The following is a 15,414-nucleotide window of genomic DNA, read 5'->3' as shown; positions in this document are numbered from 1 at the left end:
TCCTGAGCCCACGGTATTTCTGAAACACCGCGGTGAATGGTTTTACGACTGCTGCGCAGTCGAACGCAGGCTGCGCCAGCTGCTACAGGGATGCAGTTCGCCAAGGAGATCACGGCTGAGTCAGCTGCCGATACAACTGCGGCAAGCGCAGGGGTAATTGCTCGGGCTGGCGGATCAAGGTGTAGCCATTGGCGCCGAACATGTAAGGCAGGTAATCCCCGGCCTCGCGGTCAATCGTGATACAGAACGGCGTCAACCCTTGACGCCGCGCCTCCAGCACCGCCTCGCGGGTGTCTTCAACACCGTAGCGGCCCTCATACAGATCCAGATCATTCGGTTTGCCATCCGTCAGCAGCAGCAACAGTTTGCTGCGGCGTTTGCTCTTGCCCAGCAGTTGGGTGGCGTGGCGAATGGCGGCGCCCATGCGCGTGTAATAACCCGGTTTGAGCCCTTGAATGCGACCGCGGGTGTTGTCGTCATAGCGCTGGGTGAAGGACTTGAGTTCCTGCATCCGCACTTGATGACGACGTAGCGAGGAAAACCCGTACAGGGCGAAATCATCACCCAGCACCGACAGCGTTTCGCCGAACAGCAGCAGGCTGTCGCGTATCACATCAATCACCCGGTGCTCATCGTTTAAATGCGCGTCGGTGGACATCGACACGTCGGCCAGCAACAGGCACGCGAGGTCGCGGCGCGTCTGCCGTTGTTCCATGAACAGACCGCGTTCCGCACACTGGCCATGCTCGCGTTCGACGTGAAAATCCAGCCAGGCCTGCATGTCCAGTTCAGACCCTTGAGGTTGCTGGCGTAACCATTGGCGATCATTGCGCAGGTGCTCGAACTGGCGGCGCAGGCGGTGCGCCGGGGCCTTCAGCCGTGGCGGCAATGACTGCGCCTCACAGTCGCGGGGCACCATCATTTGCAGATTGACGAAGGCGTCCTGCATTTGCTGCTTGCGATAGTCCCACTCCGGCAACTTGATGCCTTCGCCCAGGGGAATATCGTCGACATCGGCCGGCGGCAAATCCAGGTGCAGCTTGAGGCCGCCGCCCTTGCGCAGACGGGTGCGCGACAAACTCAACTCGTCCAGGTCTTCGGCGACTCTGGCCGCGTCAGGGTTTTCGCTGTCGTCTGACCAGCGATCCAGGTCAACGTGTTCGGTCCAACTGAACAGGTTCTCCAGGCGCACGATTAACAACCCACCGTCGCGGGTGCCTTCATCGATCCGCTTGGCGCGTTTGCTTCCACCTTTCTGCTCACCGGGTGGGGTCGTCAGCGACTCTTCCGACTCGTCACCGAGATCGGCCGCCTGCGGGCTCGCAAGGTTTTGCGGTGGGTACAACCACAGCGGCAGCGGCCAGGCGGCCCGTTCGCTGCGGGGAAAATGTTCAACACTGCCGGGCTCGCGCAACGCCTGACATAACGCTCGTTCCAGTGCTGCTTCGCCGGGGTTCAATGTTGCCGGATCCGGGCGCAATTGCAGATGGGCATCGACCAAACGTTTGTACCGGCTACGCAACGCGGGATAGCGCCGCAACAGCTGTTGCGTCCAGCGTTGATTGTCCCGCCCCCAGTGCCGCATCTGGCCGGCCTGAGCCGCCAGCAACGCGAGCCAACGATAGAGTTCCTCGTTCAGCGCGACTTCAGGAAACACCGCGAGGCTCGACGGCAGACGAAGATTCGTCTCGTCACACCACGCCAAGGGCACTTGCTTGCAGGTGCCGGCGATCTGCTGCAGCACGTTGCGTCGCAACAGCAGATCGCGGTCGCTGGCGGCTTCGACACCGACGCCATTGGCGCCGCCCATGGCGCGAAACAACAACGCCAGCGGTCGCTGCTGGTGGATCAGTTCGACCCGGGCCTCGGGAAAGTCCGGGCTGGCGCGCCGGGTGATAAAGCGATGCCAGACACTGCCGACCCACTCTTCCAGTTCGACGGTAAAGGCCATGGTTTTTTTCCTCTGAAAACCAATGTGAAACGGCCCGCTGTACCAGCCGGGCCGTCCTCCTTCAGGTTGTTATTGACTCACGAACGAACAGCGGATGCGGCAGTCGCAGTCATCCCCACTGGCACCCGCCGCTTGAAGCTGGACAGGTAGCAGAGCAGCCCTGCGAAGAAACCGAGACCGGCGCCCAGACGGGCCCAGAACAGCACTTGCAGATGTTCGACCGTGGCCATGAACGGTAACGCGACGCCATCCACCGGCCAGCGTTGCAGGTAGATCTGCACGGCACCGGCAGCGGTGAGCAGCAGCGTGATCATGACCATCGACAGGGTCATCAACCAGAAGCCCCAGATCTCGAGTTGCTGCGAACGCTCGTCCGCTGCTTCGCCGAGCCCGCGCAGTTTCGGCATGGCATAGCTGATCAAGGTCATCACGATCATCGCGTAGGCACCGTAGAAGGCCAGGTGACCGTGAGCCGCCGTCAACTGCGAACCATGGGTGTAGAAGTTGACCGGTGCCAGGGTATGCAGGAAACCCCAGACGCCAGCGCCGAAGAAGGCGGTGACCGTGGTGCCCTTGGCCCACAGCGTGGCCGCGCGGTTCGGGTGGTCCCGCCGACGGTTCTTGACCATGCTGAAGGCGAATATCACCATCGCCAGGAAGGGTAGCGGCTCGAGTGCCGAGAAGATTGAACCCACCCACAACCAGACCTCAGGAGCACCAATCCAGAAGAAGTGGTGACCGGTACCGATGATCCCCGTTATCAGCGCCATGGCGATGATCACGTAGAGCCATTTCTCCACGACCTCCCGGTCCACACCGGTGATCTTGATCAGGACGAAGGCCAGCATCGAACCCATGATCAGTTCCCACACGCCCTCAACCCAAAGATGCACCACCCACCACCAGTAGAACTTGTCGCGGGCGAGGTTGCCGGGGTTGTAGAAGGAGAACAGGAAGAACACCGCAAGCCCGATCAGCCCGGTCATCATGACCATACTGACGGTGGTCTTGCGCCCTTTGAGCAAGGTCATGCCGATGTTGTAGAGAAAGCCCAGGCAGACCACCACAATGCCCATCTTGGAGATGGTCGGCTGCTCCAGGAACTCCCGACCCATGGTCGGCAGCAGCTCGTTGTGGGTCAGCCTGGCCAGGCCGGCATAAGGCACCAGCAGGTAACCGAGGATCGTCAGCACGCCAGCGGCGGCGAATACCCAGAACAGGATGATCGCCAGCTTCGGACTGTGCAGTTCGCGGTCGGCCTCTTCCGGAATCAGGTAGTAGGCAGCCCCCATGAAGCCGAACAATATCCAGACGATCAGCAGGTTGGTGTGCACCATCCGCGCCACGTTGAAGGGGATGATCGGGAACAGAAAGTCTCCGATCACGTATTGCAGGCCCATGATCAAACCGAACACTATCTGACCGAGAAACAGGATCAGAGCAAACACGAAGTACGGTTTGGCCACAGATTGCGAGGCGAATTTCAGATGCGGATTTGCAATGCTCATCTCTTAGCCCTCCTTGTTTGGCGGCCAGCCATTGGTGTTGATTTTCGAGCTCCATTTGAGGAACTCGGCGATGTCATCCACCTCCTGGTCACTCAACTTGAACTGAGGCATCGCGCGCCGACCCGGTACGCCCAGTGGCTGCATTTTCATCCAGGCATGCAGGAAGGGTTTGAAGCCCGCCTCTCCGCCGCGTCGCTGGAACACGTTGCCCAGCTCAGGCGCGAAGTAGGCGCCCTCGCCCAACAGCGTGTGGCAGCCGATGCAATTGTTTTGCTCCCAGACCAACTTGCCGCGCACCACTGATTCGGTTAGCTGCGCTTCATTGCTGCGCTCTGGAAAGGTCTGTTCCGTGTGATAGGTCAAAGCCAGGAATATCAGGAAGAAGAAGATGCTTCCCCCGAAGTAGATGTTCCTGGCCATGCCTTTGGTGAAGGTGTCTGACATGGTCGCTTCCTCTTTGCTAGGCCCGTCCATCATAGGAAGCGAAGGGTCAAAACCTGCTTGATGGCGATCAAGAAAGGCAGATGGTTTGGGTCGGGTATTCCACGTAAGCCAAACTCGGTCCGTGTAGCAGCTGGCGAAGCCTGCTGCTACAGGGATCGGTTAACGGAACAAAATCAGCGTCAGCCCCACAACGGTCGCCACCACCAGCGCCCAACTCAACATCAAGCGGCGCCACAGTCGCGGTGCGTGGCGCATCTCCATGAAGCCATCGGTGATCAGCCACGCCTTGCCGACCGCCACCAGCAAGATGGCAATCGACAGCAGCGATGTCGCGCCAACGTGGGCCAGCACCACGGTGCAGACGCTTAGCGTCGCAAGCGCTGCCCAACAGACGAGCAAAACCCTGGGAATAGTCATAAGAACCTCGTCAACTCAGCACGTAGACCAGCGGAAACAGCATGACCCAGATCAGATCGACCATGTGCCAATACAACACGCCGGACTCAAACCCGCTGCACGTATTGGCGTCATACAGGCCACGGCGACAGCGCTCGGCCAGCCATCCGAGAATGACCATGCCGAGCACTACGTGGAGAAAATGAAAACCGGTGAGAATCCAGTACAACGTGAAAAACGTGTTGTGCTCCATGCCCAGCCCCGAGGCCAGCAAGTGCCGGTATTCCGTGAGTTTCAGCACTACGTAGACACTGGCGGCGAGCAACGCCATCAGCAGGAAGACGGCACCATGACGGGACCGTGAGCGCCGGACTTGCTCCTGCGCCAGCGCGGCGAACAGCCCCGCGGTGAGCAGGCTCAGGGTCATCGCCAACCCGGTTGAGGTGTTCAGCAATTGACGGCTTTCGCTGAACATCTGCGGCTTGAGCGCCTGGGTCACGGCGAACGTCAGGATCAGGATGGCGAACACCGACAGCTCGGCCAGAATGAAAAACCACATCGCCAGATCGCCCGGCAAGTGACGACGCGTGACGCCCGTTGACTCAGCCGAAGTGGACATCAACCACGTCCATCAGCGCGGCAACGGTCAGCGGATCGTCGCTCAGCGGTTCGGCCAGGCAGGCCATGCAGGCCTCACGCGGGCTCATGCCGGAGCCGATCATCCGCGCGGTAAAAATCAGCAGTCGCGTTGAGGCGACCTCCTCCAGATCATGTTGATCGAGCCGGCGCAGCGCCTGTCCCAGCCGCACCACTTGCGCCGCCAGCGCGCTGTCCACCTGAGCCTCCCGGGCAACGATGCGCTCCTCATCGGCCACCGGCGGATAGCCGAAGCGCATCGCCACAAAGCGTTGGCGGGTGCTGGGTTTCATGCCTTTGAGCAGGTTCTGGTAACCGGGGTTGTAGGACACCACCAGCATGAAGGACGGCGGCGCCTTCAGCACTTCGCCGGTGCGTTCCAGGAACAACTCCCGACGATCATCAGCCAGTGGATGCAACACCACCACGGTGTCCTGGCGCGCCTCGACCACTTCGTCGAGGTAACAGATGCCGCCTTCACGCACCGCGCGGGTCAGCGGTCCGTCCTGCCACCAGGTGCCCTGGGCACCGATCAGGTGACGGCCGATCAGGTCGGCCGCGCTCAGGTCGTCATGGCAAGCCACGGTGTACAGCGGCAGTTTCAGCCGATGGGCCATGTGCTGGACGAAACGGGTCTTGCCGCACCCCGTCGGGCCTTTGATCAGTACCGGCATGCCGTGTCGCCAGGCTTGTTCGAACAGCGCTTCCTCATTATTCAGCGGTTGGTAGAAGGGTTCGATCGGGTGTTCGCAAGACTGGGTACGGTCCATGGGGTGCCTGTTCCAAAAGCGGATTCAAGGAACACGCTACGGGCCCCTGCGACAACCTGGCAAGTGAGATGGCCGGCAAACTTGATCGTCGTCAAGCGAACATTGGCCTGCTCGGGCATAGCCTTGCACGGCACTAAGAACCTGCGTTCTGCGCTGCCGTTTCAGCACATCGCAAAGGTCTTGCCTGAGGAGAAATGGAATGCTGATCAGCAACAGAAAAACGTTTGCCCTGACCCTCGCCACATTGTGTTCGTCACTGGCCCTGGCGGTGAGTCATGCCGCCAGCGCTGAAGAGCCCGCCGCCGCGGCCATCCCGCCCATGGTGAAAACCGTCGGCGCTCCCGACATGAGCCAGGACGAGTTCGACTCATCCAAGGAAATCTACTTCCAGCGCTGCGCAGGCTGCCACGGTGTTCTGCGCAAAGGCGCGACCGGCAAACCGTTGACACAGGACATCACCCAGAGCCGCGGACAACCGTATCTGGAGGCCTTGATTACCTACGGCTCACCAGCGGGCATGCCGAACTGGGGGACCTCCAATGCGCTGACCAAGGATCAGATCACGTCAATGGCCAAGTTCATTCAGCACACGCCGCCGACGCCACCGGAATGGGGCATGGCCGAGACGCTGAAAACCTGGAAAGTACTGGTCAAACCCGAGGACCGTCCGAAGAAGCAACTGAGCAAACTCAACCTGCCGAACCTGTTTTCGGTGACGTTGCGCGATGACGGCAAGATTGCCCTGATCGACGGTGACAGCAAGAAGATCGTCAAGCTGATCGAGACCGGTTATGCCGTGCACATCTCGCGGATCTCGGCTTCGGGCCGCTACCTGCTGGTGATCGGTCGAGACGCGCGGATCGACATGATCGACCTGTGGCCGGTGGAGCCGACCAAGGTCGCCGAAGTCAAAGTGGGCATCGAGGCGCGCTCGGTCGAGACCTCCAAGTTCAAGGGCTACGAAGACAAATACACCATCGCCGGTTCTTATTGGCCGCCACAATTCACCATCATGGATGGCGAAACCCTGGAGCCGAAGCAGATCGTTTCGACCCGCGGCATGACCGTCGACAAGCAGGAATATCACCCGGAACCACGGGTCGCGGCGATCATCGCCTCCCACGAATGGCCGGAGTTCATCGTTAACGTCAAGGAAACCGGTAAGGTCATGCTGGTCAATTACCAGGACATCAAAAACCTCACCGTCACTTACATCGATGCCGCGCCCTTCCTGCATGACGGCGGTTGGGACAGCACGCACCGCTACTTCATGACCGCCGCCAACAACTCCAACAAAGTCGCCGTGATCGACTCCAAGGAGCGCAAGTTGACCGCGCTGGTGGACGTCGGCAAAACCCCACACCCAGGTCGCGGCGCCAACTTCAATCACCCGATCTACGGCCCGGTCTGGGCCACCAGCCACCTGGGTGATGACGGCATCTCGCTGATCGGCACCGACCCGACCAAACACCCGCAATACGCCTGGAAGCAGGTCGGCTCGCTCAAGGGCCAGGGCGGCGGTTCGCTGTTTATCAAAACCCATCCCAAGTCTCATCACCTGTACGTCGACACCACCCTCAACCCGGACGCCAAGCTCAGCCAGTCGGTGGCGGTGTTCGACATCGACAAGCTCGACGCCGGCTACACCGTGCTGCCCATTGCTGAGTACGCCGGCATCAAGCAAGGCGCCATGCGCGTCGTGCAACCGGAATTCAACAAGGCCGGCGATGAAGTCTGGTTCTCCGTGTGGAGCGGCCAGGCAGACGAGTCGGCGCTGGTGGTGATCGACGACAAAACACTGAAGCTCAAGTCAGTCATCAAGGACAAACGACTGATCACACCCACCGGGAAGTTCAATGTCTACAACACCCAACACGACATCTATTGAGCTCCATCAATGCAAGGAAACACCATGAAAAATACTCTGTTCTCACTGTTCGCCCTGACCGCTGCGCTGAGTGTGCAGCCGGCCATGGCCCAAGACGCGCTGGAGCTGTTCAAGAGCAAACCCTGCGCAGCCTGTCACTCCGTCGACACCAAGATTGTCGGCCCGGCGCTCAAAGATGTAGCGGCCAAGAACGCTGGCGTACCTGGGGCCGTGGACACCCTGGCCGGCCACATCAAAAACGGCACACAAGGCAATTGGGGCCCGATGCCAATGCCGGCCAACCCGGTGACTGAAGAAGAAGCGAAAATTCTCGCGACCTGGGTACTGACACTCAAATAACCGCCTGGAGGGCGCCACGATGGTTTATCGACACGCTGTGATTCTGGCGGCCCTCCTCCTCATTTGCGCAACTGCGGTTGCGGCGCCGGACGCCCCGCGTCAGGTGCAACTCGAACACCTGCTGACCCAGGACTGCGGCGCCTGCCATGGGCTGCACCTGACCGGCGGGCTGGGCCCGGAACTGACGCGCGCAGCGCTGGCCGGCAAGTCACGGGACAGCCTGATTGCCACCGTCACCCAAGGCCGGCCCGGCACCGCGATGCCCGGTTGGGCCCCGTTGCTCAGCCCCGACGACATCCATTGGCTGGTCGATCTTCTTCTCCAGGGATATCCCGCACCATGATCCGTTCAATCTTGCTGTCAGCGGCGACCGGGCTGTTGTTGTCCGCTTGCGTTCAACCACCGTTGCGTGGCACCGGCGACTTGGGCGTGGTCGTGGAGCGCGCCACCGGTAGCGTACAAATCATCGAAAGCGACACCCACACCGCGCTGGCCCGACTCGAGGGTTTCGGCGACCTGTCCCATGCCTCGGTGGTGTTCTCGCGGGATCAGCGCTACGCCTATGTGTTCGGGCGCGACGGCGGGTTGAGCAAAATCGATTTGCTGACCAGGCGTATCGATCATCGCGTCATCCAGGGCGGCAACAGCATTGGCGGCGCCATCAGTCAGGACGGCAAGTTGATCGCGGTTTCCAACTACGTGCCCGGCGGAGTCAAGGTGTTCGATGCCGACACCCTGCAACAGGTGGCCGATATTCCGGCCACATCCCTGGCCGATGGCAGCAAGCGCTCCCGGGTGGTCGGTCTGGTTGACGCGCCGGGGCAACGTTTTGTCTTCAGTCTGTTCGATACCGGCGAGATCTGGACCGCCGATTTCAGTCAGGGCAGCACACCGCAGATCAACCGTTTCACCGGCATCGGTGAGCAACCCTACGACGCCCTGATAACGCCCGATGGGCGCTATTACATGGCCGGCCTGTTTGGTGAAGACGGCATGGCGCAACTCGACCTCTGGCATCCGGAGCGTGGTGTGCAGCGGGTACTCGGCGATTACGGACGCGGTCAGGCGAAACTCCCGGTGTACAAGATGCCGCACCTGGAAGGCTGGGCCGTCGCCGACAACCAGGCCTTCGTGCCCGCTGTCGGCCGTCATCAAGTGCTGGTGATGGACTCGCGCACTTGGCAGCAGACCGCTGTGATCCCGGTGGCCGGTCAACCGGTGTTCGTTACCTCGCGTCCGGACGGTCGGCAGCTATGGGTCAATTTCGCCTACCCGGACAATGATCGGGTTCAGGTCATCGACACCGAAACCCATGCCGTGGTCGCCGATCTGAAGCCGGGGCCGGCGGTGCTGCACATGGAGTTCACCGCACGCGGCGATCAGTTGTGGCTGTCGTTACGCGACGGCGATCAGGTGCAAGTCTGGGATCCGTACCGCCTGAAGCTGCTGAGCACCCTGCCCGCCAGTGCGCCGAGCGGCATCTTCTTCAGCAGTCGCGCGCAGAAAATGGGGTATTGAAATGAACCTTGAGCTGCTCAGCCGCCAACTCATCGACCGCTTCCAGCACGGCATGCCGCTGTGCCCGTCACCGTACAAGGAGATGGCGCGGATTCTCGGGTGCCGCGAATCGCAAGTAATGGCCTGCCTGGAAGAAATGGATCAGGCCGGCACCCTCTCGCGCATCGGTCCGGTGTTCGAGCACAGCCGCGCCGGGGCCAGCACCCTCGCCGCCCTCGCCGTGCCCGCTGAACGCCTGCAACAGGTGGCCGATCGCGTCAGTCAGTACCCCGAGGTCAATCACAATTACGCACGGGAGCATTTCTACAACCTGTGGTTTGTGCTGACCGCTCCTGATCGCCAACACATCGATCGTGTGCTCAAGGAACTGGAGAACGACACCGGCCTCATGCCGCTGGACCTGCCGATGTTGACCGCCTACCGCATCGACCTCGGTTTTGCCCTGGGAGACAACTCATGACATCTGGATTGAGCCCCCAACAAGCGCTGGCGCTGCGCCGGCACCTCGAAGGCGGATTGCCGCTGGTAGCACGTCCCTATCAGGAACTCGCCGAACGGATAAACACCGACGAAAACCAGGTGCTCGAGCAAATGCGCCAGTGGAGCGAGCAAGGGCTGTTCCGCCGTATCGGCCTGGTGCTGCACCATCGCGCGCTGGGTTTTACCGCCAACGCCATGCTGGTGCTGGATATTCCCGATGCGCTGATCGACGAAGTCGGCCAGCGCCTGGGGCGAGCGCCCGGCATTAACCTCTGCTATCAACGACCCCGGCGATTGCCGCAGTGGCGGTACAACCTGTTTTGCATGGTGCACGGGCGTCAACGTGAACAGGTGGAGGCGCAGATCCAGGCGTTGCTGGAAGAACATCTGCTGAGCGACCTGCCCCATCAATTGCTGTTCAGCACCCAGGTCTTCAAGCAGTGCGGCGGACGCTTTGCGCCCTCGCGCACAGGAGCACCGACCCATGGATGACCTCGACCGTCGCCTGATCAACCGCTTGCAACTGGGCATGCCGCTGGTGCGTCACCCTTGGCGGGTATTGGCGGCCGAACTGGAGACCAGTAGCACTGAACTACTCGGCCGACTGCATACCCTGCTCGATGACGGAATGCTCACGCGCTTCGGCCCGATGTTTGACATCGAACGCCTGGGCGGCGCCTTCACCCTCGCCGCGCTGGCTGTCCCGGAAGACCGTTTTGAAGAGGTCGCCGAGCAACTGCAAGGCATGCCTGAAGTGGCGCACAACTATCGACGCGAGCACGCCTGGAACATGTGGTTCGTACTCGCCTGCGCAACTGAGCATGACCTGAGCGAAGCCCTGCACCGCATCGAAACCCTGACCGGCCTGCCGCTGCTCAACCTGCCCAAAGAGGAGACCTACCATGTCGGTCTGTATTTCCCGGCCTGAAGACACCCTTATCCAGCGCCTGATCGTGTTGACCCAGGCCGGTCTGCCTTTGCTGGACGACCCGTGGGCGTGGCTCGCCGAACAGCTGGGGCTGAACATCGAAGCCACCCTCGATCTGCTCAAGCGCTTGCAAGCCGAGGGCGCGATTCGGCGGATCGCCGCCGTGCCCAATCACTACCGACTGGGCTATCGCCACAACGGCATGACGGTCTGGGATGTGCGCGACACCGACATGCCGCGTCTCGGCGCACTGATCGGCGCGCAAGCCTTCGTCAGCCACTGCTATCGCCGCCCGCGCCGAAACGACTGGCGCTACAACCTGTTCGCCATGGTGCATGGCCGCAGCAGCGATGAAATCAACAGCTACCGCGAGCACCTGCGCTACTTGCTGGGCGACGCCTGTGGGGCCGACGAAATGCTGGTGAGCAGCCGCATCCTGAAAAAAACCGGATTGCGTTTAATGCCAACCAGTTCAACGCACCCCTTGTAGCAGCTGTCGAGCCTGCGAGGCTGCGTTCGGCGACGCAGTCGTCGTAAACCCTGCGAACGCGGTATTCCTGGGACACCGCAGTGCCTGATTTCACGACGACTGCGTCGCCGAACGCAGCCTCGCAGGCTCGACAGCTGCTACGGGTGTCAGGCTTGCGTCCAGCTGAACACGCTCTGACTGAAGGAGATTTACATGTTGAGGATCAGCCAATACCTGCGTGCGCTGGCCGGCCAGGCGCCTGCGCCCAGAACCAGTCCTCCGGGCAGCAATCGAGCGCCGGTGGTGATCTGGAACCTGCTCAGGCGCTGCAACCTGACCTGCAAACACTGCTACGCCACCTCCGCCGACAGTGTCTTTCGCGACGAACTGGATACGGCCGCGGCGCTGACCGTGATCGACGATCTGCACGATGCCGGGGTCAAGGTGTTGATTCTCTCCGGTGGCGAACCGCTGTTGCGCGAGGACTTGTTTGTGCTCAGCGCCTACGCCCGGACCAAGGGTTTCTTTGTGGCCTTGTCCACCAACGGCACGCTGATCGATGAGCAGAACATCGCGCAGATCAGCGCAGCGAACTTCGACTACGTCGGGATCAGCATCGATGGCCTGGAAGCCACCCATGACGCCTTCCGCCAACTCAAGGGCAGCTTCGGCCGTTCCATGCAGGCGATCCGGCTCTGTCGCGAACAGGGCATTCGCGTCGGGCTGCGCACCACCCTGACTCAGGAGAACCATCAGCAACTGCCCCAACTGCTGGCGCTGATGCGCGAGTACGACGTGCAAAAGTTTTACCTGTCTCACCTCAACTACAGCGGTCGCGGCAAACGCAGTCGCAAACTCGATGCGCACCAGCAGATGAGCCGGGAGGCCATGACGTTGATCTTTGAGCGCGCCTGGGCAGACATCCAACAGGGCCGCGATAGCGATTTTGTCAGCGGCAACAACGATGCCGACGCCATTCTCTTGCTGCAATGGGCAGGCCTTCGTCTGCCCGAGCATTACCCACGCCTGGAAAACATGCTCCGCGCCTGGGGTGGCAACGCGTCGGGCAGCGGCATTGCCAACATCGACAACACCGGCGAAGTGCACCCGGACACCTACTGGTGGCAGCACTCGGTGGGCAATGTCCGGCGCACGCCGTTCCGCACGTTGTGGCTGGATCAGCCGGATGCCTTGTTGTTGCGCCTGCGTGAACATCCCCGCGCCGTCGGTGGCCGTTGCGCGCAATGCCGCTGGTTGCCCATCTGCAACGGCAACACCCGCACCCGAGCCTGGGCCGAAGGTGATTTGTGGGGCCAGGACCCCGGCTGCCACCTCAGCGATGACGAAATCGGTGTCGCGCCGTCAACGACCATCCCTTGCATCACCCACTGAATAGCCCGCACGGCCAACCACCTGACAAAGGCTGGGGCCGGTCAACCTGATGAAGCACCAAGGACGTCCCATGCCTCCATCGATTGCTATACCGGCCACACTTGAGTCCCCGTTCCGACCGGGCGAAGTTGCCCTGGTCGGCGCTGGCCCCGGCGATCCACGCCTGCTGACCCTGCGCGCCTGGAGCCTGCTGATGCAGGCCGACGCCGTGGTGTACGACCGGCTGATCAGCCCCGAACTGCTGACCTTGATCCCCCTCACCTGCGCCCGCCATTACGTCGGCAAAGCCAGCGGCTGCCACAGCTTGCCCCAGGAACAGATCAACGAACTGCTGGCCGACCTTGCCGATCAAGGGCAGCGCGTGGTCCGGCTCAAGGGCGGCGACCCGTTCATTTTTGGTCGCGGCGCCGAGGAGCTGGAGTACCTGCTGCAACGCGGTGTTGATTGCCAGGTAGTACCAGGCATCACCGCCGCATCCGGCTGCAGCGCCTACGCGGGCATACCGTTGACCCACCGCGACCTGGTCAACTCCTGCCGGTTTATCACTGGCCATTTGCAACGGGATGGCGAGTTGTCGCTGCCCTGGAGCAGCCTTGCCGACAGTAGCCAGACCTTGGTGTTTTACATGGGTTTGTCGAACCTGGGGATCATCGCTCAGCGCTTGATCGAAGCCGGGCTGTCAGCCGATACGCCGGCGGCGCTGATCAGCAACGGCACGCGTCCCGACCAGCACGTCGCCCGCGGCAAGCTGCACCAATTGCCGACCCTGGCGCTGGATTGTCCACCGGGCATTCCGACACTGACGGTGATCGGCACGGTGGTCGATCTGTTCGCTGCAGAACAGCTGGAATACCCGGCACGGCTTTACCCGGCGCAAGCACTGCAACGCCACGCCAAGGTGGCGATATGAGGCGCATCGTCCTTGCCCACCTGTTATGGATCAGTGCGGCCCAGGCCGGCGCAGCGGTTCCGGCACTTGAACACGCCGCGCAAAACTATCAGCAGCATTGCCAACGTTGCCATGGCGCCAATCGGTTCGGCGGTGCGGGCCCGGCGTTGTTGCCGGAGAGTCTCAGCCGGATCAAACCCGATGAAATCCGCAGCGTGATTCAGAACGGCCGGCCCGCGAGCCAGATGGCCGGCTATGCCAACGTGTTCAGCCCCGCGCAGATCGACGCGCTGGTGGACTACCTTCAGCAACCGCCCGCCACCCCGCCCACCTGGAGCAATGACGACATTCTCGGCAGTCACTCGATGCTCGCAGACCTCAGCAAGCTGCCCACCACGCCCCAGCATGGCGCCGACCCGCTGAACCTGTTCGTGGTGGTGGAAGCCGGCGACCATCACATCGACATCCTCGACGGTGACCGCTTTGAAGTGCTGGCGCGGTTTGCTTCGCACTTCGCCGTGCATGGCGGGCCGAAGTTCTCACCCGATGGGCGCTTCGTCTACTTCGCCTCCCGTGACGGCTGGATCAGCCTGTATGACTTGCACAACCTGAAATTGATCGCCGAGGTCCGCGCCGGTCTCAACACCCGTAACCTGGCGGTGAGCAAGGATGGACGCTGGGTGCTGGTGGGCAACTATTTGCCCGGCAATGTGGTGGTGCTCGATGCCCGCGATCTGTCACTGGTCAAAACCATTCCCACGATCGGGCAGGACGGCACCGCGTCACGGGTCAGCGCGGTCTACTCCGCCCCGCCGCGCAACAGCTTCATCGTGGCGCTCAAGGACGTGAAGGAAGTCTGGGAACTGTCCTGGGCCGGCACACCGGATTTCGAACCACGGCGGATTCCTGCCGGGGATGTTCTCGACGACTTCTCTTTTTCACCGGACTACAAACAGCTGCTGGCCACGTCGCGCAAAGCCCAGGGCGGTCAGGTGATCGACCTCGACAGCGGCAAGGTAATCACCGACATACCGCTGCCGGGCATGCCGCATTTGGGCTCGGGGACCTACTGGAAACGCAACGGCGAGTGGGTGTTCGCTACGCCGAACATCAGCAAGGGGCTGATCTCGGTCATCGACTTCAAGACCTGGAAACTGATCAAGGAAATCCCGACCCTGGGACCGGGTTTCTTCATGCGCAGTCACGTCAATTCGCGGTATGCCTGGAGCGACGTGTTCTTCGGCCCCGACAACGATGCGATCCACCTGATCGACAAACAGACGCTGGAGATTGCCCACACCTTGCGTCCGATGCCCGGCAAAACCGCCGCTCATGTTGAGTTCACCCGGGATGGCCGCTACTTGCTGCTGAGCATCTGGGACACCGACGGTGCGCTGATCGTCTACGACAGCAACACCCTCAAGGAGATCAAACGCATTCCGATGAACAAGCCTTCGGGCAAGTACAACGTGGGGAACAAGATTGAGTTTGCCGAGGGGACTTCGCACTAAGTCTCCTGCCCTGACGCACATCCCTGTAGCAGCTGCCGAAGGCTGCGTTCGGCTGCGAAGCAGACGCAAAATCAGACGCTGCAGTGTGTCAGGTTTACCGAGGAGGCAGGATTCACGACTGCTGCGCAGCCGAACGCAGCCTTCGGCAGCTGCTACAGACTGCGTAGTGGCTTCAGCTCAAGGTGTGATGATCGTTCCCGGCGGGACCTGTTGCTTTGCTTTGGCTTTGGCTTTGGCTTGTGATCTTGATCTGCCCCGTCGGAAGGCCGAGCGCAGGTTCTGCGCAGTGGGCACC

The 15,414-nt window shown here is 61.4% G+C and carries 17 protein-coding genes; 11 read left to right on the top strand and 6 right to left on the bottom strand.

The annotated features are described in order from the left end of the window. Positions 1–109: 109 nt before the first annotated feature. The 6 genes from ABH912_RS04215 to ABH912_RS04190 form a co-directional block, all read right to left on the bottom strand. Positions 110–1,951 carry a nitric oxide reductase activation protein NorD gene (locus tag ABH912_RS04215; RefSeq protein WP_429509707.1) on the bottom strand — a complete coding sequence of 614 codons (1,842 nt, stop codon included), beginning with the start codon at positions 1,949–1,951 and terminating at the stop codon, positions 110–112. Positions 1,952–2,028: 77 nt separating this feature from the next. Then, the gene (locus tag ABH912_RS04210) at positions 2,029–3,459 is read right to left on the bottom strand and encodes a cbb3-type cytochrome c oxidase subunit I (protein ID WP_033062195.1); all 1,431 of its coding nucleotides are present in this window, start codon (positions 3,457–3,459) and stop codon (positions 2,029–2,031) included. A gap of 3 nt (positions 3,460–3,462) precedes the next feature. After that, entirely contained in the window at positions 3,463–3,903 is a 441-nt protein-coding gene (locus ABH912_RS04205) for a c-type cytochrome (RefSeq protein WP_033062194.1), read from the bottom strand. Positions 3,904–4,062: 159 nt separating this feature from the next. After that, positions 4,063–4,320, bottom strand: coding sequence for a cytochrome C oxidase subunit IV family protein (locus tag ABH912_RS04200; RefSeq protein WP_429509706.1), 258 nt, complete (start codon positions 4,318–4,320; stop codon positions 4,063–4,065). A 10-nt stretch (positions 4,321–4,330) separates the two neighbouring features. Beyond that, complete coding sequence (locus ABH912_RS04195; protein ID WP_429509705.1) at positions 4,331–4,918, bottom strand: cytochrome c oxidase subunit 3 family protein; 588 nt, start codon at positions 4,916–4,918, stop codon at positions 4,331–4,333. After that, entirely contained in the window at positions 4,902–5,705 is an 804-nt protein-coding gene (locus tag ABH912_RS04190) for a CbbQ/NirQ/NorQ/GpvN family protein (RefSeq protein ID WP_046052673.1), read from the bottom strand. Before ABH912_RS04190 ends, ABH912_RS04195 begins: the two co-directional genes overlap by 17 nt. Before the next feature lie 199 nt (positions 5,706–5,904). Here ABH912_RS04190 and ABH912_RS04185 point away from each other — a divergent pair, with 199 nt between their 5' ends. From ABH912_RS04185 to ABH912_RS04135, 11 genes are all read left to right on the top strand, one after another. Then, entirely contained in the window at positions 5,905–7,593 is a 1,689-nt protein-coding gene (locus ABH912_RS04185; protein ID WP_429509704.1) for a cytochrome D1 domain-containing protein, read from the top strand. Positions 7,594–7,617: 24 nt separating this feature from the next. Continuing rightward, positions 7,618–7,932: a c-type cytochrome gene (locus tag ABH912_RS04180; protein ID WP_033062188.1), complete on the top strand. Its 315-nt coding sequence runs from the start codon at positions 7,618–7,620 to the stop codon at positions 7,930–7,932. A 19-nt stretch (positions 7,933–7,951) separates the two neighbouring features. Further along, positions 7,952–8,275 (top strand): c-type cytochrome, encoded by a 324-nt coding sequence (locus tag ABH912_RS04175; RefSeq protein WP_429509703.1) that lies wholly within the window; start codon positions 7,952–7,954, stop codon positions 8,273–8,275. After that, positions 8,272–9,450 carry a cytochrome D1 domain-containing protein gene (locus ABH912_RS04170; RefSeq protein WP_429509702.1) on the top strand — a complete coding sequence of 393 codons (1,179 nt, stop codon included), beginning with the start codon at positions 8,272–8,274 and terminating at the stop codon, positions 9,448–9,450. The genes ABH912_RS04175 and ABH912_RS04170 overlap by 4 nt, the downstream gene beginning before the upstream one ends. Before the next feature lies 1 nt (position 9,451). Next, a complete protein-coding gene (locus ABH912_RS04165) occupies positions 9,452–9,910 on the top strand; it encodes an Lrp/AsnC family transcriptional regulator (RefSeq protein ID WP_429509701.1) in 459 nt (152 codons plus the stop codon). Next, positions 9,907–10,422, top strand: coding sequence for an Lrp/AsnC family transcriptional regulator (locus ABH912_RS04160; RefSeq protein ID WP_033062182.1), 516 nt, complete (start codon positions 9,907–9,909; stop codon positions 10,420–10,422). The genes ABH912_RS04165 and ABH912_RS04160 overlap by 4 nt, the downstream gene beginning before the upstream one ends. Continuing rightward, positions 10,415–10,858 carry an Lrp/AsnC family transcriptional regulator gene (locus ABH912_RS04155; RefSeq protein ID WP_033062181.1) on the top strand — a complete coding sequence of 148 codons (444 nt, stop codon included), beginning with the start codon at positions 10,415–10,417 and terminating at the stop codon, positions 10,856–10,858. The genes ABH912_RS04160 and ABH912_RS04155 overlap by 8 nt, the downstream gene beginning before the upstream one ends. Next, the gene (locus ABH912_RS04150; protein ID WP_429509700.1) at positions 10,833–11,348 is read left to right on the top strand and encodes a nitrite reductase; all 516 of its coding nucleotides are present in this window, start codon (positions 10,833–10,835) and stop codon (positions 11,346–11,348) included. The genes ABH912_RS04155 and ABH912_RS04150 overlap by 26 nt, the downstream gene beginning before the upstream one ends. A gap of 192 nt (positions 11,349–11,540) precedes the next feature. Then, positions 11,541–12,719 (top strand): heme d1 biosynthesis radical SAM protein NirJ, encoded by a 1,179-nt coding sequence (gene nirJ / locus ABH912_RS04145; protein WP_429509699.1) that lies wholly within the window; start codon positions 11,541–11,543, stop codon positions 12,717–12,719. Between the two features lie 70 nt (positions 12,720–12,789). Next, entirely contained in the window at positions 12,790–13,629 is an 840-nt protein-coding gene (gene cobA, locus ABH912_RS04140) for a uroporphyrinogen-III C-methyltransferase (RefSeq protein ID WP_033062177.1), read from the top strand. Then, positions 13,626–15,119: a cytochrome D1 domain-containing protein gene (locus ABH912_RS04135; RefSeq protein ID WP_429509698.1), complete on the top strand. Its 1,494-nt coding sequence runs from the start codon at positions 13,626–13,628 to the stop codon at positions 15,117–15,119. Before cobA ends, ABH912_RS04135 begins: the two co-directional genes overlap by 4 nt. Positions 15,120–15,414: the final 295 nt, after the last annotated feature.

Origin of the sequence: Pseudomonas sp. BT76 TE3572 (genome assembly GCF_050435365.1) — a bacterium.
Taxonomy (GTDB): Bacteria; Pseudomonadota; Gammaproteobacteria; order Pseudomonadales; family Pseudomonadaceae; genus Aquipseudomonas; species Aquipseudomonas fluorescens_W.
This window is presented reverse-complemented; position numbering and strand designations above follow the sequence as displayed.